The following is a 21,454-nucleotide window of genomic DNA, read 5'->3' as shown; positions in this document are numbered from 1 at the left end:
GGAGAGAAGCCACAGGTCCGAAGTCGGTCGAACATGCGTACGACTGTAGTGGAGGCCCGAGCCGGAATCGAACCGGCGTATACGGATTTGCAGTCCGCTGCGTCACCACTCCGCCATCGGGCCTTCGGTGTGGAGGAAGCGCCAGTAACAACGGATCGCGGCTTGCGCAATGGGTTTTCGGCGCGAAAACGATGCTGGGTGGAAATCTTTCGCAGGTTCCTGTGCAAATGCCGGTTTTTCGGGCCGCGTGCCGCGCCTTGGTGGGGCGGGAGGCTTGCACGGGCGGGGGCGGCTGCGCCATCGTGGCGGGGCACATGACGTGTGTGGGCGGCAAGGAGCGCGCAAGCATGATCCTGGGTGTGGTGCTGGCGGGAGGCCAGTCGCGGCGTTTCGGCACGGACAAGGCGCTCGCGCGCTTTGCGGGTGAAAGCCTGCTGGAGAGAGCCGTCGCACAGCTGCAGGCCTGGTGTGACGAGGTCGTCGTGGTGGGCCGGGAGGATGCGCCTGTGGCGGTTCTTCCCGATTGGCCGCGCGCCGGGATGGGGCCTCTGGCGGGTCTTGCCGGGGCCTTGCGGCACGCGCAAGAGCAGGCGTTTGCCTCCGTTCTCAGCGCGCCGGTGGATTGTCCGCTTCTGCCCGAAGACCTGCTGGCCCGGCTTTCGCCCGCGCCCGCCTTCCTCCTGGACCAACCGGTGATCGGGCATTGGCCCGTCGCGGCGTTCGCGGCGGCAGATGCAATCCTGATGGGAGAGGGGCGCCGCTCGATGCGGCGTCTGGCCGAGAGCATCGGCGCGCGCGCGGTCGCCTGCGAGGGGACGTTGGCCAACGTCAATACGCCGGAGGACCTGGCCGCGCTCTTGCCGCGCTGAGCAGATGGGTTTGTATGTCTCGGGACGAGGTAGGTGATGTGCCGTCCAGGGGGCCGGGGGAGCCCATGGACAGGGACATCACGGTCTGGTGTCAGTTCGCCAGGCTCGGGCTTGCCGACGACATGGCATGTGGCCTGGAGTACGTGCCTGCGCTCCGGCTCTCGTCACGGGAAAGGCCATGCGTCTGCGGGTTGCGCAGCGAATAGCCGCCGCCCGGGATCGTCTCGATCAGGTCGCGGATGCCGACATGCGCAAGCTTGCGGCGCAGGCGCGACATATGCACCGCGATGCTGTTCGTCTCGGGCACAAATCCCATGCGCCACACATCGTGGATCAGCGATTGCTTGCTGACCGGTCGGTCGATGTTCTCCGCCAACCGCCAGATCAGCGCGAATTCCCGCGGATTGAGATTGAGCGGGGTGTCTTCGTGGTAGCCTTCGCGCGCGAGCAGGTCGAGGCGAAGGCGGCCGAGGCGACGCACGCGCGGAAGGCTCTTGATCGCTTCCATCAGCAGTCGCCCCCGCGCGTCGAGTTCCTCGAGGCAGACATCTGCCGGAATGGCATCGCCGATGCCGGCGTGGAGCAGGTCGGCGCGCGCCCGGCTCGAATCGATATCGATCACCATGATCGATTTCCTGCAGGTCCAGCTCAACGCGGCGCCCGCTTCGCTCTCGCATAGGGCCTCGTAGGCAGCGAGATCCATGAGGCTGAGGGTGCCCGGACCGGGTTCGTCCGAACCTTCGCTCGTTACCAGGTTCCAGCCCCGTATCCGCAGATCGTGGCTGGCTGGAAGCGGCTCCGCGCCCAGCCAGCGGAATGTTCTACTGTTAACCTTCGTACTATGGGCCTGCGCCATGTTTGTCCCCCCAAACGCAAAGTGTCACTGCGGTCTCTCTCGAAGGCACAGTGGGTGCGATGGGGGGAAGCAACAACTGCAAAAATATTACAGGTAGGAATACCTACAACTGCGCAAGTACATGATTCTACGAAGTTGCGGTGCTGTTCACGCCCTTGCTGTTCAGGAAGCGCTTGATGTTGCGCGCGGCCTGGCGCAGGCGCTGTTCATTCTCAACCATTGCGATGCGCACGAAACCTTCGCCGTCCTCGCCATAGCCGACACCCGGGGCCACGGCGACTTCGGCCTCGGTCAGGAGCTGCTTGGAGAATTCGAGGCTACCCATGTCCTTGAGGGCAGGGGGGAGCGGCGCCCAGGCGAACATCGAGGCCTTCGGGCTGGGGATGTCCCACCCGGCGCGGCCGAAGGCCTCGACCATCACGTCGCGGCGCTTCTGGTAGAGCTGGCGGTTCTTCTCGACGATGTCCTGCGGGCCGTTGAGCGCGGCGCAGGCGGCCGCCTGGATCGGGGTGAAGGCGCCGTAGTCGAGGTAGGACTTCACGCGGCTCATCGCCGCGATCAGCTTGGCGTTGCCCACCGCAAAGCCCATGCGCCAGCCCGCCATCGAATAAGTCTTCGACATCGAGGTGAATTCCACCGCGACGTCCTTGGCGCCGGGCACCTCGAGGATCGAGCGGGTCGGGTTGCCGTCGTAGTAGAGCTCGGAATAGGCAAGGTCGGACAGAATCCAGACCTTGTTCTCCTTCGCCCAGGCGACGAGCCGCTCATAGAAGGCGAGGTCCACCGTCTCGGCGGTCGGGTTCGAGGGGTAGTTCACGACCAGGATCGAGGGGCGCGGGACGGTGAAGGCCATCGCGCGGTCGAGCTGCTCCCAGTAGTGCTCGTCGGGCGTAGTCGGCACCGAGCGGATCGTCGCGCCCGCGATGATGAAGCCGAAGGTGTGGATCGGGTAGCTGGGGTTGGGGGCCAGGACCACGTCGCCCGGCGCAGTGATCGCGGTGGCGAGGCTGGCGAGACCCTCCTTGGAGCCCATCGTGACGACGACTTCGGTCTCGGGGTCGACGTCGACGCCGAAGCGGTTGCCATAGTAGTTGGCCTGGGCGCGGCGCAGGCCGGGAATGCCCTTGGACTGCGAATAGCCGTGCGCGTCGGGCTTGCGCGCCACTTCGCACAGCTTGTCGATGACGTGCTGCGGGGGCGGCAGGTCGGGGTTGCCCATGCCCAGGTCAATGATGTCCTGTCCCGCTCGCCGGGCCGCGTGACGCATCGCGTTGACTTCGGCGATAACGTAGGGCGGCAGGCGCTTGATGCGGTAGAACTCGTCTTCCATGACCTATCTTCTAAAATCCGTGTCTGTGGGCGGCGGGAATGCCTAAGCGCCCCTCTAGTGGATAACGAAGCCCACGCAAATGGGTCTCTTGTGCAAATTTTGTTGCGCGCGCCGCGGGGGCGGTTTGCTCTGGCGCCCGTGCAAAGCCCCTCGACAGGTTCGCTGCGATGCCGCAGACAGGGGGTACCCAGTGCCCGAGGGGCGCAGCGCGAGAGACGGGGAAGGAGCTGGCCGCATGGCGCACGACGCCACTGAATTTCTGAGCGAGATCCTGCAGAACCAGACCAGGGGGATGACCGAGCTGTTCGGGCTCCTGGCGCCCCAGGAGGGAAGCGCGCACGCCGAAAGCGTGGTGCATTGGGCCGAGATCGCCGAGCGTATGCAGACCATCTGGACCGACTACCAGGTCGAGCAGTTCCAGGTCGGCGGCAAGAGCAGTGCCGGGCATTTCAGCGATCCGCTCAAGTGGATCGGCACGCTCGAATCGGTCATGCGCCTCCTGCCCCTGTCGCGGCCCGAGGTGCAGCAGCGCCTCTGGACGCAGGGGCTCGAACTCGCGCAGGCCGTGCTCGCGCGCTACGGCATCGGCGAGCACGGCCATGTCGCCAGCGAGGCGGGCGCCGGCGATGCGCCCGAGCTGCCGCTGCGCGACGCGCGCTTCGGGGCCGAGGAGTGGCGCTCCACGCCCTTCTTCGCGCTCATCCACCAGCTTTACCTCATGTTCCGGCAGGAGCTCATCGGCCTCGCCGAAGCGACCGAGGGGATGGAGCCTGCGCGCAAGGCGCAGCTCCTGTTCGCGACGCGCGCGCTCGTCGATGCGCTGAGCCCGGCCAATTTTCCGCTGACCAACCCGGTTGCCATGACCGAGGCCAGCCGCACCGGGGGCGAGAGCCTGGTGCGCGGCTTCCAGAACTTCGTCGAGGACCTGCGCAAGGGGCAGCTCACGCACACCTCCCCGGGCTTCTTCACTCTGGGCGAGAACATCGCGGTGACGCCGGGCAAGGTGGTCCACGAGACGCCGCTGTTCCAGCTGATCCAGTACACGCCGACCACCGACAAGGTCCTGGAGACTCCGCTGGTCATCTTCCCGCCGTGGATCAACCGTTTCTACATCCTCGATCTCAACGCGCGAAAGAGCTTCGTGCGCTGGGCGGCCGAGCAGGGCATCACCGTCTTCATGGTGTCCTGGAAGTCGGCCGACGAGACCATGGCGGACGTCGTCTGGGACGATTACATCGCCGCGCAGATCGAGGCGATCGAACTGGTGCGCGCGCGCCTCAAGGTGCCGTCCGTCCACACCATCGGCTACTGCGTGGCCGGGACCACGCTGGCTGCGACGCTGGCGCTGCTGGCGCGGCGCGGCGAGGCGGACAAGGTGGCGAGCGCGACCTTCTTTACAGCCCAGGTCGATTTCGAGGAGGCGGGCGACCTCAAGAACTTCGTCGACAGCCAGCAGATCGACAACCTCGCGCTGCTCTCGCCCGAGGGCTACCTGGACGGACGCTACCTCGCCGCCACCTTCAACCTGCTGCGCGGCAACGACCTCATCTGGAACTACGTCGAGAAGAACTACCTCAAGGGCGAGGAGCATCCCGCCTTCGACCTTCTGCACTGGAACGGGGACGTTACCAATCTTCCGGCGCGCTGGCATCAGGACTACCTGCGCGATCTCTATCGCGACAACCGGCTGGTCGTGCCGGATTCGCTCAAGGCGCTGGGTGAGCCGATCGACCTGCACCGCATCGTCACGCCCTGCTACATCCAGGCGGGCCGCGAGGATCACATCGCGCCGCCCGAGAGCGTGTGGAAGCTGACCCGCTACCTTGCCGGGGACTGGACCTTCTTGCTGGCTGGCTCGGGGCACATCGCGGGCGTGGTCAATCCGCCCTCGGCCAACAAGTACCAGTACTGGACCAATGGCAGCGATGTGCAGGATCTCTCCGAATTCATCGCCGGAGCCACGGAGACGAAGGGCAGCTGGTGGCCGCACTGGGCCGCGTGGCTGCGGGCCCGCACGCCGGACGAAGTCCCCGCGCGCGGCAAGCGCCGTCCGGGCGGGCGCGGCGATACGGTCATCGAGGACGCGCCCGGCCGCTACGTGATGACACGCTGAGCGCGCGCCCATCAATTCACCGGGTGAAGGAACCAGGAGCGCCGGTTACGGATTAACTTTCTGACACCTTCGCCCATTCATGCTGCAATGCGATGGATTGCATGCGAACTGGAGGCAGTCGAGCTTGACGGCAGGGGGCTTGAGGCGTATTGTGCACTGCAACAAAGGATGTTCGGGCACGCTCTTCAAGGCAGCTTTTCGAATGCTTTGAGTATCTTCCGGACGTGACGCTGCACGAGAGGCTGGATTCGCGGGATGGCTGAAAACGAAGTTCCGAAAAGCGAAGATGCGCCCAAGGTCGATGCTTCGGCCAAGGCGGACGAAACCAAGGTGGCACCGGCTCCCGTAGCCGCCCCGAAACCTGCGGCGAAACCCGCTCCGGCCGCCAAGGTCGCGGCAAAGGCTCCGGCTCCGAAGGCACCGGCCCCCAAGGCTCCCGCGGCAAAGAAGCCCGTGGCCAGGAAGGCGGCGCCCAGGAAGGCCGCAGCGACGAAAATTCCGGCGAAGGCAGCCGCGGCTCCCAAGGCAAGCGCGCCCACGCCCACGAAACCGGCCGCTCCCAGCGCGCCGAAACCGACTGTCACCAAGGCTGAAGAGAAGCCGGCGAAGGCCGGGGCAAGCCCGAAGGTGGCGAAACCCAAGGCGGCGCCCAAGACCGCTCCTTCATCCACTGCTCCCGCGTTTGCCGGGCTACTCAACAACTTCATGCTCGAGGATACGACAATGGACATGAGCGCTAACTTCACCAGCTTCCAGGACGCGATGGCACAGGCCCAGAGCAAGGCCAAGGAAGCCTTTGAGAAGGGTACGTCGATGATGGGCGAAGCATCCGATTTCACCAAGGGTAACGTCGAAGCAATGATGGAATCGGGCAAGATCTTTGCCGAGGGCATGCAGAGCTTCGGTTCGGAAATGGTCACCGAAGGACGCTCGGCGTTCGAGACCATGTCGGGTGACATCAAGGAACTCGCCGCTGCCAAGTCGCCGACCGACTTCTTCAAGCTCCAGGGCGACATGGTCCGCAAGAACTTCGACACCGCCGTGGCGACCAGCTCGAAGAACAGCGAAGCCATGCTCAAGCTGATGAGCGATGCCTTCGCCCCGCTCTCGGGCCGCGTCAGCATGGCCATGGAAAAGGCGCGCAAGGCGACTTCGGCCTGATCACGCCTTTTACGCTAACGGCTTGATGGGGATGGGGTTTTGGCCGCGTCCCCCTCTCGCTGTGGCGCATATCCGGTAATCCATCCAAGGGAGCGTCTTGTCGAAAGAGGCTCCCTTTGCGATATTCAGGCTCTATGGCTTACCCCTTCGACGATTCCCTGTTGCACCGCGTATCCCCTCTTGTCGCCACCGGGGCGGGGGAGGACGGACCCGGTACAGGTGACGACGATCAGGTCGGCATCGCCACCAAGACCCGCGCCAAGCCCAAGAAGCCGAGCCAGTTCAAGGTCCTGATGCTGAACGACGACTACACGCCGATGGAGTTCGTCGTGATGGTCCTCAAGCGCTTCTTCCACATGGACCTCGAACAGGCCACCCGCGTGATGCTTCATGTCCACCAGAAGGGCGTCGGTGTCTGCGGGATATTTCCTTATGAGATCGCGGAAACCAAGGTGAACCAGGTGATGGATTTCGCCCGGCAGAACCAGCATCCGCTCCAGTGCACGCTGGAAAAGGCCTGAGCGGCCAGGTTTGCCAGTTCTCGTGCGGTTCGGCCTCGCTGGGTATGGCCGCACGCGTGGGGGCAGGGAACGCGCGCGGCGCATGTTCGTTGGACATGTCCTTTCCCTTTCGGGGTTTTCGACATGCCTCTCGATTGCATCCCTTTTGCCTGGAACGCATCGCGGCGCGCGCGGCAGGCTCGACAATTCGCTTTTCCCGAGGCGAACGAGCCGTTAAGGCCCATGGCGAACCCGGCGCTGTGATGACGACTACGTGAAATTTCTGAACGCCATAGACCGCTATATCCTGCGCCTCGTGCTCATGCCGATGCTGGGCATCTTCGTGCTCGCCGCCTCGCTGCTGGTGCTCGACAAGATGCTGCGCCTGTTCGACTTCGTGGCAACCGAAGGCGGGCCGGTCGGCGTTGTCTTCAAGCTTCTCGTCAACATGCTGCCCGAGTACGCGAGCCTGGCGATCCCGCTCGGCCTCATGCTCGGCATCCTGCTCGCCTTCCGCAAGCTTGCGACTTCGAGCGAACTCGACGTGATGCGCGCGGTGGGCCTCAGCTACACCCGCATGCTGCGCGTGCCCTACATGATCACGCTTGTGCTCGTGGGGGTGAACTTCGCCATCGTCGGCTACCTCCAGCCGCTCTCGCGCTACTACTACGAAGAGCTCAACTACGAGCTGCAGTCGGGCGCGCTCGGCGCGTCGATCAAGGTGGGCGAGTTCACCACGCTGGAGGACCGCATTGCCTTGCGCATCGATGCCAGCGAGGACGAGGGGCGCCGCCTCATGGGTATCTTCGCGCGCGTTGCCAACTCCAAGGGCCAGGTGCTCTCGATCTCGGCGCGCGAGGGCCGCTTCATGGCGCTCCAGGGCTCGCCCGACACGATCATCCTGCGGCTCGAAAACGGCCAGATCATCCAGGACATGCCCGGCGATGCGCCGCGCGTCCTCTCCTTTACCCGGCACGACCTGCCGATCGATCTGCCCGCGATCGAGAATTTCCGCCAGCGCGGCGGCCAGAGCCGCGAGTACCTGCTGCCCGAACTGATGCAGCTGGGCTGGAACAAGGACAGTCCGCAGACCGCCGAGGAACGCGCCTCCAGCAAGGCCAACTTCAACTACCGCATGGTCGAAGTGGTAATGATGCTGCTGCTGCCGCTGCTGGCGGTGGCGCTCGCGATCCCGCCCAAGCGCTCGACCTCCTCGCTCGGCCTGTTCGTCTCGATCGTGATCATCGTCGCCTACCACAAGGTCAACCAGTACGCGAGCGACGTCGCCGCGCTCGGCCGGATCGATCCGGTGATCGGCCTGTGGGGGCCGTTCCTCGTGCTCGCCGGGCTGATCCTGTGGATGTATTACCGCGTGGCCTACGTGCCCGGCGGCCAGGCCATCGGCTGGCTGGAGAAGGGCTTCGAGATGCTCACCAAGCGCCTGAAGTCGCTTCTGCGCCGCCGTCGTCGCAGCCACGGCCCGGTCCTGCCCGAGCCGCAGGACCAGAATTGAGATGCAGTTGGAATTCTTCCCCTCGCGTACCCTGACGCTCTATCTTGCACGCCTGTTCGTGACCCGCATCGCGGCGATGCTGGTGATGCTGGTCCTGGTGCTCCAGGTGCTCGACCTCCTGGGGGAGAGCGGCGACATCCTGGCCTATCCCAGCAATGGCGAATCGCAGCTTCTCTACTACGTCTCGCTGCGCGTTCCGCAGCTGATCGCGCGCTTTCTGCCCTATTCGGTGCTGCTCGCGACGATCATCACGCTGGCCACGCTCAACCAGAACAGCGAAGTCATCTCGATGAAGGCGGCGGGGCTCTCCGCGCACCAGATCCTGGCACCGCTCCTGATGAGCGCGACGGTGATCGCCGGGATCAGTTTTGTCTTCAACGAGCGCGTGGTGACCCGCGCGACGGCGACGCTCGATGCCTGGAGCTCGGTGGACTATGGCCCGGTGCCCGAAGATTCGGGCGTGCGCAGCAATATCTACTTCGCCGACGGGCAGGACCTGATGACCGCGCGCACGATGACGGGCGAGGGGGCCGGACTGATCCTCAACGGCGTCACGTTCTACGCGCGCGATGAGAACGACATGATCGTCCAGCAGGTGCGCGCGGACCGCGCAACTTACGCCAATCCGGGCTGGAAGATGGCGAACGCGACCGTCTTCGAAGTGGAAACCACCACGACCACCCAGGTCCCCGCGGTGATCGTCGCGAAGGACGTGACGCCGGGCAAGGTGACGCTGTCCAAGGTCGATGCCAATTCGCAGGACATCTTCACGCTCAGCACTTCGATCGAGGCGCTGCGCGTCGCCGGGCGCCGGACAAGCTCGCTCGAAGCGGCCTGGTGGCACAAGATTTCCGGGCCCATGGCCTCGATCCTGATGCCGCTGCTGGGCGCTGTCGCGGGGTTCGGCCTTGCCCGTTCGGGCCAGCTCCTGATCCGCTCGATCGCGGGCATGGCGCTGGGCTTTGCCTACTTCGTACTCGACAACGCGGCGCTCGCGATGGGCAACTTCGGCGGCTACCCCCCGCTGGTTGCGGCCTGGGCGCCGTTTGTTCTCTTCGCCCTTATCGGCGAAGCGGTGCTGGTGCGGACCGAGGAATAGAACCAGTACAGATTCAAGGGGCCATCGCCCCTTGGACCCCCAAATGGGCGACCCCACCTTACGCGCGCCAACGTGGCGTGAGAATGGTGAGCTTGACAGTTTTGGGAGCCCGAGGGCGATGGCCCTCGGAACTCTCTACAAAAAAAGCCGGCGCTGCGCCGGCTTTTTCGTGTGCATGAGAGGAACCCTCAACGCCGCGACATCGTCCCGCGCACGAGCCGTCCGAGCAGCGGCAGGAGGCCGGGGTAGCTCGCCTTCTCGTAGGTCGATTCCAGGCCGAGGTGCGCGCTGAGGCGCCGGTGGCACTCGGTCAGCGAGTGGTAGGGCATCGAGGGCAGCAGGTGGTGCAGCGCGTGGAAGCGCAGGCCGACGGGCGCCCAGAGCGGCGAGAGGAAGCCCGGCGGGGGCACGTTCACCGAATCGAGGTACTGTGCGGTCAGGGTCATTTCCTCGCCCTCGTTCTCCCACAGGTGCGCGACGAGCGTGCGAACCTGGTTGAGGAAGGCGGTGAGCGAGACCACCGAAAGGGCGATGAGGAGCGGGCGCCAGCCGTAGGTGAAGCTGGCAGCAAGGACGGCCATGGCCCAGACCGAGCAGCCCAGTTCCTGCCAGAAGACCATGCGGGCAAAGTCGCCCTTGGGTTTCTCGCGGCGGTAGCTGGGGTTGATGGCCAGCGCGGAGGCGCGCTCCCAGACCAGCGTGCGCAGCGGCGGGATGATGACGCCGAGCGGCACCAGAATGGCCGAGCGGATGAGCAGGGCCGGCGGCAGCAGGATCGCGGTCAGCGCGAAGACCGGCAGGCTCCAGGGCTTCATCAGCGCGAGCGGCAGGTATTCGGGATCGGCGATGGTGCCGTAGCGCTTGCGCGAATGGTGCTGAGCGTGGACGCCCTCGTACATGAACGAGGGGATCAGCATCGGGATGCCCACCAGCAAGTTCCAGCCAAAGCGGAAACCCGGCAGGGCATCGCGGTGCATGTGGGTGATTTCATGGATGAAGAGCAGTGCGCGGTAGAGCGCGATGGAGGCGAACAGGCCCAGCGCCACGGCGAGCACGGTGTTCTCCACCAGGATTGCGCCTGCGAGCGCGGCATAGCCCAGCGCGGCCGAGCCGAGCATGTCGGGCCAGTAGATTTCGGGCCGGGCCTTGGCGATGTCGCGCGTCAACTGGGCGGCGGCGCGCAGCATCGCGCGGTCTTCCGGGATCTGGGCATGCCAGCTCCCGACCGTTCCCGGCGCGACGGCACGCACGCGCGCCTGTGTGGGCGCGGCGGCGGCGCCTTCACAAGGCTGCGGGTTCACTTCAAGGGCTTCCTGGGCACTCATTTCATCAATTCCACTTGTGACCTTCGCGAGGTCGGGGCGATCCGGGGGCGGGAACGGGCGCCTTTCGCCCTGGGCGTGCACAGCCTCACCGTGTACGCCGCTTGACAAAAGACCGGTTCCGGTCGCAGTTCGCCTCAATTCATTCCCATTTCCTACACGCAAACAAAGGCAGGATCGTGGCCAAAGCCGAACTAGTCATCACTCCGGTTTCGAGCAAGGCCGACCGGGCTGCCTTTGTCGATTGCAGTTATCGACTCAATGCGTCAGATCAAAACTGGGTCGCGAACCTGCGCTCGGAGGAGATCGCCAAGTTCACGCCCGGCAAGAACCCGTTCTTCGACCATGCCCGCCACCAGCTGTTCCTGGCGCGCCGCGAGGGCCGCGTCGTGGGGCGCATATCGGCGCAGATCGATGAACTGGCGCTGAAACAGCCGGTCGAGCAGGGCATGGGACCGGGCACGGGCAACTGGGGCGCGATCGAGGCCGAGGACGCCGAGGTTGCCAAGGCGCTGATCGACACGGCCGAGGGCTGGCTGCGCCGCGAGGGCATGACCCGGGTGCTGGCGCCCATGAACCTCTCGGTCTGGGAAGAGCCGGGCCTTCTGGTCAAGGGCCACGACCATTCGCCGATGGTGATGATGGGGCACCACAACGCGGCCTACCAGGGCTGGATCGAGAGCGAGGGCTACACCCGCGCGAAGACGCTCTATACCTATGACCTGGACGTGACCAAGGACTTCCCCAAGCTCATCCAGCGCATCGTCGCCTCGGGCGAGAAGAACGCCAAGATCACGATCCGCAACGCCGATCTCAAGCATTTCGACCGCGACGCCGGGATCATCTGCGAGATCCTCAACGATGCCTGGTCGGACAACTGGGGCTTCGTGCCCTTTACCGAAGAAGAGATCGCGCACACCGGCAAGGCCCTGAAGCCGCTGGTCCATCCCGAGCTCATCCGCATCGCCGAGTACGAGGGCGAGCCGGTGGCCTTCATGATGACCCTGCCGGACCTCAACGGCATCCAGAAGCGGGTGAACGGGGCCAGGGGCAAGCCGGGCGTGCTGGGCCTCATCAAGCTGCTGCTGTGGCTGCGGCGCCCCTATCCGGCGGACATGCGCGTGCCGCTGATGGGCGTGCGCAAGAAGCTGCAATCCTCGCGCCTCGCGAGCCAGCTCGCCTTCATGATGATCGAGTTCATCCGCCGCTCGGCCACCGCCAAGTTCGGGGCGAAGCGGGCCGAGATCGGCTGGATCCTCGATGACAACCAGGGCATGGTCGCCATCGCCGACGCCATCGACAGCCAGATCAACCGCGAATACGCGATCTACGAAAAGGCGCTCTGATCGCGGCGATTTGGGGGAGGGCGCGGGCGATAGTTCTCGCAGGCTCCTTGCCGATGGCCTTCGTCGCGCGGCCGAGGCTCAATTGCAGGAAGTGTTAACTGTGCGCGCGCTAGACTGCGGTCCGAAGCGCGTAAGGGGCGCGCTTGGGGCATAACCGCAAGGGCATGAATGGGCATGGGGCACCAATGGGCATGAAATCGAGGTCCTGGCTCCTCGTTCCGGGCAACAGTGAAGAACGTCTCGGCACGGCAATCGGGACGGGCGCGGACATCGTCGTGATCGACCTGGAGGACACCGTACCGGTGAGTGAGAAGGCGCGCGCGCGCGACCTTGCCGCAGGCTGGCTCTCGGCACATCGCCAGCATGTCATCGAGCAGCAGCGCATGGGCCGCTGGGTGCGGCTCAACAGCATGGAATCGGGCTATGTGCGCGAGGATCTGGCCGCGGTGATGCCGTTTGCGCCCGATGGGGTGATCCTGCCCAAGGCCACAGGCCCGGAAACGGTGCGCCAACTGGCCAGCGAAGTCTACGAATTCGAGCAGTCGCTGGGGCTTGCTGCCAATTCCACGCGGATCATGCCGGTTGTCGGCGAGACGCCGGGCGCGGCACTGCGGATCGCGGAATACGCCTCTTCGGCCCATCAGCGTGTCGTCGGCCTCACCTGGAATGCGGCGGGCCTCAGCGCGGCCATGGGCGGCCAGGCGGTGCGCACGCTCCAGGGCGCCTGGAGCGATACGGCCCGCTTCGTGCGCGTGCAGGCGCTGCTCAGCGCCCATGCCGGCGATGTCATGGCCATCGACGCGCCGTTTGACGATTTCGACAATGAGGCCGGCACGAACACGGCGGCGCAAGGCGCGCGCGCGGACGGCTTCTCGGGGATGTTCGCGATCCATCCCGCACAAATTCCCACGATCAACGCCGCCTTCACTCCCTCGGTAGAGGAACTGGTCGAGGCGCGCGATGTGGTCGCCGCCTTTGAAGGCAACCCGCATGTGGGCTCGCTGCCCTTGCGCGGACGGATGATCGACCGCTCGCACCTCGCCCTGGCGCGGCGCACGATTGCGATGTTCGAGCGCGATGGCCGGGGCGGGGAAGACCTGCGCCGCCAGCCGATCCTGCGCCCCGCTTAAGCGGCGTCCTCTTCAGGCGCGGAGGGCTCCTGCGGTGCGGGAGCCCCGTCCTCGGTGGTGTCCCCGGCGGTGTCCTCGGTATCCTGCACGGGCGCAGGCGATGCCGAGCTTTGGTTGGGTTCGGCCAGTTCCGGTTCGGCGAGCGGCGCCTTGGAGCGGCGCTGGTCGTAGGCGGGCATGGCATCGTCGACCGAGCGCTCCAGCAGTTCGGCGCCTTGTGCAGCCTCGGCGGCGGGCGCCTCGCGCGCATCGTCCTTGCAGGCGGCAAGCCCGGCGAGGAGCGGAAGGGCGAGCCCCAGCGCGGCGGCGCGGCGCATTGAAATGCAGATCATGCCGGGGTCTCCTTGGGACAGCGGGTTTCGAGCGCGCCGAGGAAGGCGTCGGCCCGTGCGAGCAGCGCCGTGTCCCACACGTCGAATTCCGCGTCCTTGTTCAGCCGCTTGAGGCTGGTCACGCCGAACTCCTCGATCCCGCAGGGCACGATGCCGGTGAAGTGGGCGAGGTCGGGGTGAATGTTGACCGCAAAGCCATGCATCGTCACCCACTTGCGGATGCGCACGCCGATGGCGCCGATCTTGGCCTCGCGCCCGTCGATGTCCCTAGTCCAGATGCCGATGCGCCCCTCGCTGCGGAAGCCCTCGACGCCGAAGTCGGTGAGGGTGTCGATCACCCAGCCTTCGAGCGCATGGACGAAGCCGCGCGCATCGCGCGCGCGCTTCCTGAGGTCGAGCAGGACATAGACCACGCGCTGGCCCGGGCCATGGTAGGTGTAGCGCCCGCCGCGCCCGGCCTCGACCACCTCGAAGCGGGGGTCGAGCAGGTCGGAGACGGCCGCGCTGGTGCCGGCGGTGTAGACGGGCGGATGTTCGAGAAACCAGATCAGTTCGCGCGCTTCGCCCGCGGCAATCGCGGCGTTGCGCTCGGTCATCTCGGCCAGCGCCTCACGGTAGGGGACAGGCTCGCGGCTGATGCGCAGTTCGATGTCCCCGGGCAGAGTCTGGATGGTGTTCATGCCTCGCTGCGTGGCCCTTCCGTGCGTTCATATCAAGTGGATTCACAAGGCAACTATCCCTAAGACCGCGATTGCGAGATGACGCCCGGCGCGAGAAGGCGAGGGGCGAGAAGGAGATGGCAATGCAGTTCGACAGCAACCTGGCCTGGAACGAGGCCGTGGCCAGAGTCCGCGCCAACCGCGATGTGCTGATGGCGCTCGCGGGCGTCTTCTTCCTGCTGCCCGCGCTGCTTTCCAGCGTGTTCCTGGCCGACATCCAGCAGCAGATGATGGCGCTGGCGCAGGATAGCGAGGGGCTTGAGGCACTGATTTCGGCGAACCTGGGCACGATCCTCGCCTTCGGGATCGGGGGCATGCTGGTCCAGTTCGTGGGCTATCTCGCCGTCGCGGTGATCCTGGGCGTGGGCGGACGGCCAAGCGTGGGTGAGGCGATCTCGGTGGCCCTTCGCGCTCTGCCCACGCTGATCGGCACGAGCCTTCTTTACATCGTGGGGATCACGCTGGTCTCCTTCGTGCTGGGCCTCCTGGTCGCGCTTGGCTCGCTGGTGGCGGGCACGGCCGGGGCTTCGCTGGGCGGCGTGGTCATGCTGATGGGCCTGTTCGGCGTGTCGATCTGGTCGGCGGTGCGCCTCTCGCTGCTGGTCCCCGTAATCGTGCGCGAGGGTCTCTCGAACCCGGTGGCGGCCATGCGCCGATCGTGGGAGCTGACGGGCGGGCACACGCCGCGTCTCCTGGGCTTCTACGCGCTGCTGATGCTGGGATACCTGGCGATCAGCTTCATGGTCTCGCTGCTGCTCGTCACCCCGCTCTCGCTCGTCTTCGGGGCGGGCGCTGTGACGAACTTCCTGGCCGGCGTCGTCGCCGGGCTGATCGGGGCGGTCAGCAACGTGCTGCTGGTCGCGGTGCTGGTGCGCGTGCACGCCCAGCTTTCGCGCGCCACGCCCGACGGGCAGGCCAGCCTCTTCGACTGAGGCTTCCCGTGGCCTCCCTACGAAAAGGCCCGCCGGACCGGATGGTCGGGCGGGCCTTTTCGTATGTGGAGTGCCGTGCGGGAAGGCGAGGGCTCAGTCCTCGTCCTTCCAGCCCCAGAACATGCAGCACGGCGGCACGTTGATCACTTCAAGGCCGCTGTCGATGCGCGTGAAGTGGCGGGCCATGAAGTCGCGCGCGCGCGGCGTGAACTGGTAGACCAGGAACGCGCCGCCCTTGCGGATCACGCGGTGCGTGGCCGCGGCGATGGCCGGACCCACGCCATCGGGCAGGGTCGAGAAAGGCAGGCCGGACAGCACGTAGTCGGCCTTCTCGTGGCCATGCGCCTTGACGATGTCCTCGACGTCGGCGGCCGAGCCGAGCACCGCAACGAAGCGGCTGTCGGTGATCGTGCGGCGCAGATACTCGATGAAGTCCGGGTTGGTGTCGATGACCAGCAGCATGCCGTCGCGCGGCAGGCGGTCGAGCACGGGCTGGCAGAAGGTGCCCACGCCCGGGCCGTATTCGACGAAGAGCTTGCAGTTGTCCCAATCGACAGGCGCCAGCATCTTGCGGATCACGAACCGCGAAGAGGGAACGATCGAGCCGACCATGACCGGATGGCGGACGAACCCTTCGAGGAAGACGCCCCAGGGGCCTAGGGCGTTCTTGACTTTACGCTTGATCCTTTGGGGCAGGGCCTCCCGGGCAAGCTCAGTGCTGGACATGCTGGCGCGTAACCTCGCGGTTCTTCTGTGTCATGGATGTGCCTTGCGGTGGCAGATTAGCCGTCGCATTGCAAGGCAGGGCGGGGTGAAGCGGGTTTATAACCGCTTCGTTCTTACAGGATTTCGGCGACCTTTTCCTGCGGACGGCACAGCCGCACGCCCTTGTCGGTCTCGACCAGCGGGCGCTCGATGAGGATCGGTTCGGCGGCCATCGCGGCCAGCACATCGGCGTCCGAGGCTTCGGGAAGACCGCGCTCGATGGCATCGGTGCCGCGCGTGCGCAGACCCGCCTGCGGGGTGATCCCGGCGTCCTTGTAGAGCTGGGCGAGCTTGTCCGCGCTCGGCGGGGTCTTGAGGTACTCGACGACCTCGACCTCGACGCCCGGCGTCTCTTCCAGAATGGCGAGGGTCTTGCGCGAGGTGCCGCACTTGGGGTTGTGCCAGATGGTGGCCTTCATGGATCTCTCCTCAGGTGGCTGGGCGGTCCGCCGTGGGGCGGGCCGCGGGATGGGAACGGGTCTGGGGCGTATCGCCGGGCGTCAGCGCGGGTACGTTGCGCGCGGCGGCGTCGGTGGGGATGCCCGGCGCGGGCGCGGCGCTGATCGTCTCTTCGCGGCGAAGGACGCGCGCAGCGCGCGAAATGGCGCGCACGAGGCGGGGTGTCACGCCGCAGCGGCACAGGTTCGGGATGGCGGCCGCGATCTCGGCCTCGCTCGGGTTGGCATTGGCCTTGAGAAGCGCGGCGGCCGCCATGACGATGCCCGGCGTGCAGAAGCCGCACTGGATCGCCTGTTCGGCCACCAGGGCCTGCTGCACCGGGTGCGAGCGGTCGCGCGCAAGGCCCTCGATGGTGGTGACGAAGCGGCCCTCGCACTCGGCCAGGGTGATGAGGCAGGCGCGCAGCGCCGCCCCGTCGACATGGACGGTGCAGGCGCCGCAGTCGCCATTGCCGCAGCCGTACTTGGTGCCGGTCAGGTTCGCGGCATCGCGCAGCGCCCACAGCAGCGGGGTCTGCGGGTCCATGTCGAATTCGACGGGACGTTCGTTGACGGTCAGGCGGGACATGGCCGGTGTATTTAGGGACCTCTCAGGGCAAGTACCAGTGCCGGGACATCAAATCTCCACCCGAAAGCCCGCCCAGAGGGTGCGGGGACGGCCAAGGTCCATCGAGCCCGACTGGTTGCGCGTGACGATGGTCTCGTCGAACAGGTTCTCGCCGCGCAGGATCAGCGCGAGCGGGCCTGCCAGCGGAACCTGCGCGAAGGCATCGAGCGTGGTCGCGGCGCGCAGCGGCTGGCTTTCCTGGTCGTCCTCGTACTGTTTGCCGACATGGCGCAGCGTGGCGGCCAGATGCCAGCCCGCGCGCGGCTTCCAGCCCAGCGTGGCGCTCGCGGCGAGGCGCGGAACCTGCGAGGGACGCATCCCGTCGAGCGCGGCCTGGATGCCCTGGGCCTCGACCTTGGCATCGGTCCAGGCGAGCGAGCCGTCGAAGCTGACGGTCCCCAAGGTCAGTGCCGCGGTGGCCTCGATCCCGCGCGCGCGGATGGCATCGACGTTCTGGCGCTGGCGCGTCGTTTCATCGAGCGTGACGTTGGCGATCGCGTTCTTCACCTTGTTGTCGAAGGCGGTGACGGCAAGACGCAGACCCTCGGCGGGCGTCAGCTCCACCCCGGCTTCATAGCCGCGCAGCTTCTCGGGGGCGAGATCGGCGTTGGCGTTGGTGGTCACCGGGAAGACCACGAAGGGGCGGTAGAGTTCGTTCAATGTGGGCAGGCGCAGGCTGGTGTAGGCCGCTGCGCGCAGGCGGATCGCAGGGCTCACCGTCCACAGTGCGCCGCCTCGGAAGCTCCCGTCCCAGCCCGAACGGTCGGGGTGGCGGGTGTCCTCGTTGAGCGCACCCTCGCCATCCAGTTCGCGGTAGAAGCCGTTGCGGATCGTCCAGCGGTCCGCGCGCGCGCCTGCGGTGAGGACGAGGTCGCCCAGCGTCCAGTCGTCCTCGATGAAGAGCCCGAAGTCCGACTGGTCGCCGCCCGCGCGGCGAAAGGCGGTCTGCTGGCCGGTGAAGGTGCTGTAGGGCGCTTCGGCAAGGTGCCCGCCGACAAGGCGGATATCGGCGCCCAGGCGCAGCACGTGGTCGGCGCCTACCGGCGGGCGCAGTTCGAACTTGCCGCCGGTTGCGAGCGTGGGCGTCTTGATCTGTTCCAGCGCGCGCACGAAGCGGGTGGAGCTGATCACGCGGTTGGAAAAGTCCTGCGCCTGCACGTAGCCCAGAACGTCGAACTGCCATTCGCCCCGGCCTACGAGGCGAAGGCTGGCCTGCTGGCCCGAGGCCGAGCTGTCCGCATCCTCGAAGCGCAGCGTGCGCTGGTCGTCGTAGACAAGGGCCGAGGCCTGGATCTCCAGTGTCTCGCCCAGCGGGGCGACTGCACGCAGCGAGCCGGACAGGCTCTCGTAGGCTGCGCGCGCGGAGGCGTCCACGCGCTGGTCCTTAGGGGTCGTCCAGAAGCCCTGGCCCCGGTCCCATTGCACGCCCGCCACGATAAAGCCCTTGCCCAGTTTCTGCGCGGTGCTGGCCGAGCCTTGCGTGCCGCCCCGGTCGTTGACGAGCGCGGTGCCGGAAAAGGCGCCAAGCGTCTCAGGGCCTGCGCTCATCAGCTCGATCGTGCCCGAGATCGCGCCACTGCCAAAGGCGCCCGCGCCGCCGCCACGCGTCACGCGCACCGAGGACAGGCGCTCGGGCGCGAGCGCGGTGAAAGGCACGTAGCCGAAGAAGGGGTTGGAGACGGGCACGCCGTCGAGGAGAACCAGCGCGCGGCTCGATGCATTGCCGCCCAGCGCGCGCAGTGTCGCGCCTTGTGCAGACGGGTTCGAGGAGCGGCTGTCGGAGCGGCGGAACTGCTGGAAGCCCGCGACCGAGGAGAGGACATCCTCGATCCGGCCCGAGGCGCTGGACACAAGCTCGTCGCGCGCGATGGTCTCGACATCGTAGGCGACAGTCGCCGGACTTTCGGCAAGGCCGTGGCCGGTGACGATGATGGGCCCTGCATCGGCGCTCTCCATCGCCGTGGGGGCCTCGGCGTCCGCGGCCAGCGCGCTGCTGCTTGCAACGAGGCCGAGAACGAGGGCGGTGGTGCCGTAAAGGCTGTGCATTCTTGTCGTTTTCATGATCCGGGCAGGCTTAATTGCCGATGCAGCGCGAACAACCCCTTGGCGGGATTTTATTCACCCCGCGCGGGCGAAAAGGAGGACTTGCACCTTGTCGCGCGCGGACAGACGCGTAGAGTCTGTCGGAGTGATGGAAGGACAGTATCTTGCCGGCCGCATGCTCCTGGCCATGCCGGGCATGTTCGATCCGCGTTTCGAGCGTTCGGTCAACGTGCTGTGCGTGCACGACGAACACGGCGCGCTGGGCATCAACGTGGGCGAGGTGCGCGAGGGCGTGACCTTCCACGCCATTCTCGACGATCTTGGTCTCGACACGGCACTTGCACCTGACTGCGCGGTGCTGAACGGCGGTCCGGTGGAGCCGGGGCGCGGGTTCGTGCTGCATTCGCTCGACTGGGGCGGCGGGGACTCGATCGAGGTTCACGCCGAAGATGGCCCCTTGTGCGCGCTCTCGGCCTCGATGGACATCCTGCGCGCGATTGCCCAGGGGCGCGGGCCGAGCCAGTGGGTCATGGCGCTGGGCTATGCGGGCTGGGCGCCGGGGCAGCTGGAAGAGGAAATGCGCCACCACGGCTGGTACGCCGCGCAAGGTAGCCGCGAGGTTCTCTTCGATACCGCGCCCGAGGCGCGCTGGGCGGGCGCGTGGAAGCACGAGGGCATCGATCCGGGGCTTCTTGCCAGCCAGACGGGCAACGCCTGAGTCTCAGTCTTCGGCCTCGTGCTTGAGGCGCGCAAGGTCTTCCGGGCGGTCGATGTCGAGCCGGACGGCGAAATCCTGGGTCTCGTGAAAGACCACGTCGGTTCGCCCGCGCAGGATCTGTCCGGCACCGGCATCGCCCGTGAGCGTGGGAACGTGCGCCAGCGCGCGCGCGGAGAGCAGGACCGGATGGCCGGGCTTGCCCCCATGGCGCGGAAAGGCGGCGAAGTTGTCAGCTAGGATCCGGGCCAGATGCGCGGCTTCTTCGCTGGGTACGCGCGGCATGTCGCCCAGGAACACGAAGAGCGCATCTACATCGCCCAGCGCGGCGACGCCCGCCTTGATCGTGGTGGACAGCGCTGCGCTCTCCACGCGCAGGATCGTGACGGGCGGGGCCCCTTCGGGCGCCTGCCATTGTGAAAGGTCGAGGTCGGGGCGCGCGGCAACGAGCACCCTATCCACCGGCGCGGCGCAGGCTGTGCGGATGGCGTGGTGGACCAGCGGCTCGCCCTCGAAGGTTGCGGACAGCTTGTCCGAGCCAAACCGCCGTGCCGAGCCCGCCGCCAGGACGAGCGCGGCGCGCGCGGACGGGGTGGTGGCCGCGCTCAGGCGCGCTCTCCGGCGGGGTTGAGCGCTTGCATGATCTCGGCGATGATCCCGGTGGCGACTTCCCAGGGCGCCTTGCCAAGCCCCGTGATGCCGGGCGAGAGGCGCAGGCGCGCGAGCTCGTCCGGGTTCGCGCCAGCTGCTTCCAGCGCGGCAAGGCGGGCCGGGGCGCGCGAACGCGCGCCGATCATGGCCACGTAGCCTGCCTGCCCGCGAAGCGCGGCGAGACATCCGCCCAGATCGTGATGGTCCTCGTGCGTGGCGCCGAGATAGGCGGTCCAGCGGTCGAGGCCGAGCTGCTCCAGCGCGCGGGCCGGGTCCTCGCGGCGGTACTGCGCGACCGGGAAGGGCGGCGGGCTGGCCGGGCCATCGGGGCGCACGAGAATGGTCTCGAACTGGCTGAGCGCGGCCAATTGCGCGGCAGCAAGGGCGCCGGGGTCTCCGCCCGAGACGATCAGGCGGCGCGGCGGATCGAAGCGGCGTGCGAGGCGCACCGTGTCGGCGTCTTCCAGCTCCAGCAGCGGACCACGGCCACTTTCGACCCGGCGGGTGGTGCCATCGCTGATCCAGCGGCACGAGGTGCGGGTGCGGGCATGGTCGATCAGGGCCTTCGCGGCCGGGCAATCGGGCGCGATACGCTCGACCAGGATGAAGAGCGCGCCGCCGCAGCGCAGGCGGATGTCGATCCAGGGGCTGCCGGTGCCGTAGTGAAGGCGGCGCGGCTGGCCATCTGTCAGCACGGCGGCGGCGTGGCTCGCCACATCGCCCTCGATGCAGTCGCCCGAGAAGTAGCCGCTCGCGGCAATGCGCGCCGCGTCGGTGTCCTGGGCGGTAAAGAGCATCTGCGAGCCGGGGCCGCGCGGGGCGCTGCCCTCGACCTTGTAGAGCGTCGCCAGGGCGGCGGGTTGCCCGGCCTCGAGCGCGCGCGCGAGCGCGGGGCGAATATCATCGCTCCAGCCGAAAGTCGGCCAGTCGGCGTCGGCAATCTCGGCAAAAGGCGCCGCGATCTCGGATTGTGTCATGCGTTGGTGGCGCCCG

General features: G+C 66.8%; 22 protein-coding genes and 1 tRNA gene. 10 read left to right on the top strand and 13 right to left on the bottom strand.

What is annotated here, in order from left to right; all coding sequences use genetic code 11:
* Window positions 1-49 precede the first annotated feature (49 nt).
* A tRNA-Cys gene (locus MTR65_RS09760) sits at window positions 50-123 on the bottom strand.
* A gap of 224 nt (window positions 124-347) precedes the next feature.
* Here MTR65_RS09760 and mobA point away from each other — a divergent pair.
* On the top strand, window positions 348-869 hold the full coding sequence (mobA, locus tag MTR65_RS09755) for a molybdenum cofactor guanylyltransferase (protein ID WP_243799592.1): 522 nt from the start codon (window positions 348-350) through the stop codon (window positions 867-869).
* A 91-nt stretch (window positions 870-960) separates the two neighbouring features.
* On the opposite strand, the gene MTR65_RS09750 is transcribed toward mobA, so the two are convergent.
* Window positions 961-1,725, bottom strand: a complete 765-nt coding sequence (locus tag MTR65_RS09750; RefSeq protein ID WP_243799590.1) for a helix-turn-helix domain-containing protein — start codon at window positions 1,723-1,725, stop codon at window positions 961-963.
* Between the two features lie 127 nt (window positions 1,726-1,852).
* The gene (locus tag MTR65_RS09745; RefSeq protein WP_243799588.1) at window positions 1,853-3,055 is read right to left on the bottom strand and encodes an LL-diaminopimelate aminotransferase; all 1,203 of its coding nucleotides are present in this window, start codon (window positions 3,053-3,055) and stop codon (window positions 1,853-1,855) included.
* Window positions 3,056-3,290: 235 nt separating this feature from the next.
* Here MTR65_RS09745 and MTR65_RS09740 point away from each other — a divergent pair, with 235 nt between their 5' ends.
* The gene (locus MTR65_RS09740; RefSeq protein WP_243799586.1) at window positions 3,291-5,168 is read left to right on the top strand and encodes a PHA/PHB synthase family protein; all 1,878 of its coding nucleotides are present in this window, start codon (window positions 3,291-3,293) and stop codon (window positions 5,166-5,168) included.
* Window positions 5,169-5,353: 185 nt separating this feature from the next.
* Here MTR65_RS09740 and MTR65_RS09735 read toward each other — a convergent pair whose 3' ends face one another.
* Window positions 5,354-5,809, bottom strand: coding sequence for a hypothetical protein (locus MTR65_RS09735; protein ID WP_243799584.1), 456 nt, complete (start codon window positions 5,807-5,809; stop codon window positions 5,354-5,356).
* Between MTR65_RS09735 and MTR65_RS20245 the strand changes: the two genes are divergently transcribed.
* The 4 genes from MTR65_RS20245 (at window position 5,796) to lptG (ending at window position 9,441) form a co-directional block, all read left to right on the top strand.
* Window positions 5,796-6,329: a phasin family protein gene (locus MTR65_RS20245; protein WP_243799581.1), complete on the top strand. Its 534-nt coding sequence runs from the start codon at window positions 5,796-5,798 to the stop codon at window positions 6,327-6,329. The two genes, MTR65_RS09735 and MTR65_RS20245, sit on opposite strands and share 14 nt — an antisense overlap.
* A gap of 134 nt (window positions 6,330-6,463) precedes the next feature.
* Window positions 6,464-6,850: an ATP-dependent Clp protease adapter ClpS gene (gene clpS / locus MTR65_RS09725; protein ID WP_213503289.1), complete on the top strand. Its 387-nt coding sequence runs from the start codon at window positions 6,464-6,466 to the stop codon at window positions 6,848-6,850.
* A gap of 253 nt (window positions 6,851-7,103) precedes the next feature.
* Window positions 7,104-8,342 (top strand): LPS export ABC transporter permease LptF, encoded by a 1,239-nt coding sequence (lptF, locus tag MTR65_RS09720; RefSeq protein ID WP_226634104.1) that lies wholly within the window; start codon window positions 7,104-7,106, stop codon window positions 8,340-8,342.
* A gap of 1 nt (window position 8,343) precedes the next feature.
* Window positions 8,344-9,441, top strand: a complete 1,098-nt coding sequence (gene lptG / locus MTR65_RS09715; protein WP_243799579.1) for an LPS export ABC transporter permease LptG — start codon at window positions 8,344-8,346, stop codon at window positions 9,439-9,441.
* A gap of 188 nt (window positions 9,442-9,629) precedes the next feature.
* On the opposite strand, the gene MTR65_RS09710 is transcribed toward lptG, so the two are convergent.
* The gene (locus tag MTR65_RS09710) at window positions 9,630-10,766 is read right to left on the bottom strand and encodes a fatty acid desaturase family protein (protein ID WP_243799577.1); all 1,137 of its coding nucleotides are present in this window, start codon (window positions 10,764-10,766) and stop codon (window positions 9,630-9,632) included.
* Window positions 10,767-10,942: 176 nt separating this feature from the next.
* Here MTR65_RS09710 and MTR65_RS09705 point away from each other — a divergent pair, with 176 nt between their 5' ends.
* Together MTR65_RS09705 and MTR65_RS09700 are read left to right on the top strand one after the other, a co-directional pair.
* Entirely contained in the window at window positions 10,943-12,109 is a 1,167-nt protein-coding gene (locus MTR65_RS09705) for an N-acetyltransferase (RefSeq protein ID WP_243799574.1), read from the top strand.
* 191 nt (window positions 12,110-12,300) lie between these two features.
* Complete coding sequence (locus MTR65_RS09700) at window positions 12,301-13,239, top strand: HpcH/HpaI aldolase/citrate lyase family protein (RefSeq protein WP_243799572.1); 939 nt, start codon at window positions 12,301-12,303, stop codon at window positions 13,237-13,239.
* Here the strand turns inward: MTR65_RS09700 and MTR65_RS09695 are convergent.
* Window positions 13,236-13,571 carry a hypothetical protein gene (locus MTR65_RS09695; RefSeq protein ID WP_243799570.1) on the bottom strand — a complete coding sequence of 112 codons (336 nt, stop codon included), beginning with the start codon at window positions 13,569-13,571 and terminating at the stop codon, window positions 13,236-13,238. The two genes, MTR65_RS09700 and MTR65_RS09695, sit on opposite strands and share 4 nt — an antisense overlap.
* A complete protein-coding gene (gene lipB, locus MTR65_RS09690) occupies window positions 13,568-14,251 on the bottom strand; it encodes a lipoyl(octanoyl) transferase LipB (protein ID WP_243799568.1) in 684 nt (227 codons plus the stop codon). The genes MTR65_RS09695 and lipB overlap by 4 nt, the downstream gene beginning before the upstream one ends.
* Window positions 14,252-14,373: 122 nt before the next feature.
* Here lipB and MTR65_RS09685 point away from each other — a divergent pair, with 122 nt between their 5' ends.
* Window positions 14,374-15,222, top strand: a complete 849-nt coding sequence (locus MTR65_RS09685) for a lipoyltransferase (RefSeq protein WP_243799565.1) — start codon at window positions 14,374-14,376, stop codon at window positions 15,220-15,222.
* Window positions 15,223-15,315: 93 nt separating this feature from the next.
* Here MTR65_RS09685 and MTR65_RS09680 read toward each other — a convergent pair whose 3' ends face one another.
* From MTR65_RS09680 to MTR65_RS09665, 4 genes are all read right to left on the bottom strand, one after another.
* Window positions 15,316-15,948 carry a class I SAM-dependent methyltransferase gene (locus MTR65_RS09680; RefSeq protein WP_148627376.1) on the bottom strand — a complete coding sequence of 211 codons (633 nt, stop codon included), beginning with the start codon at window positions 15,946-15,948 and terminating at the stop codon, window positions 15,316-15,318.
* Window positions 15,949-16,061: 113 nt separating this feature from the next.
* Window positions 16,062-16,406 carry an arsenate reductase (glutaredoxin) gene (gene arsC, locus MTR65_RS09675; RefSeq protein WP_243799563.1) on the bottom strand — a complete coding sequence of 115 codons (345 nt, stop codon included), beginning with the start codon at window positions 16,404-16,406 and terminating at the stop codon, window positions 16,062-16,064.
* Between the two features lie 10 nt (window positions 16,407-16,416).
* Window positions 16,417-17,013 (bottom strand): (2Fe-2S)-binding protein, encoded by a 597-nt coding sequence (locus tag MTR65_RS09670; protein ID WP_243799561.1) that lies wholly within the window; start codon window positions 17,011-17,013, stop codon window positions 16,417-16,419.
* A 48-nt stretch (window positions 17,014-17,061) separates the two neighbouring features.
* A complete protein-coding gene (locus tag MTR65_RS09665) occupies window positions 17,062-19,113 on the bottom strand; it encodes a TonB-dependent receptor plug domain-containing protein (protein WP_243799559.1) in 2,052 nt (683 codons plus the stop codon).
* A 130-nt stretch (window positions 19,114-19,243) separates the two neighbouring features.
* Here MTR65_RS09665 and MTR65_RS09660 point away from each other — a divergent pair, with 130 nt between their 5' ends.
* The gene (locus MTR65_RS09660; RefSeq protein ID WP_243799556.1) at window positions 19,244-19,813 is read left to right on the top strand and encodes a YqgE/AlgH family protein; all 570 of its coding nucleotides are present in this window, start codon (window positions 19,244-19,246) and stop codon (window positions 19,811-19,813) included.
* A gap of 3 nt (window positions 19,814-19,816) precedes the next feature.
* On the opposite strand, the gene MTR65_RS09655 is transcribed toward MTR65_RS09660, so the two are convergent.
* A complete protein-coding gene (locus tag MTR65_RS09655; protein WP_268739357.1) occupies window positions 19,817-20,377 on the bottom strand; it encodes a nucleotidyltransferase family protein in 561 nt (186 codons plus the stop codon).
* 38 nt (window positions 20,378-20,415) lie between these two features.
* Window positions 20,416-21,438, bottom strand: coding sequence for an XdhC family protein (locus MTR65_RS09650; RefSeq protein WP_243799553.1), 1,023 nt, complete (start codon window positions 21,436-21,438; stop codon window positions 20,416-20,418).
* Between the last annotated feature and the right edge of the window lie 16 nt (window positions 21,439-21,454).

Origin of the sequence: Novosphingobium mangrovi (genome assembly GCF_022818885.1) — a bacterium.
In the GTDB taxonomy this organism is placed as follows: domain Bacteria; phylum Pseudomonadota; class Alphaproteobacteria; order Sphingomonadales; family Sphingomonadaceae; genus Novosphingobium; species Novosphingobium mangrovi.
This window is presented reverse-complemented; position numbering and strand designations above follow the sequence as displayed.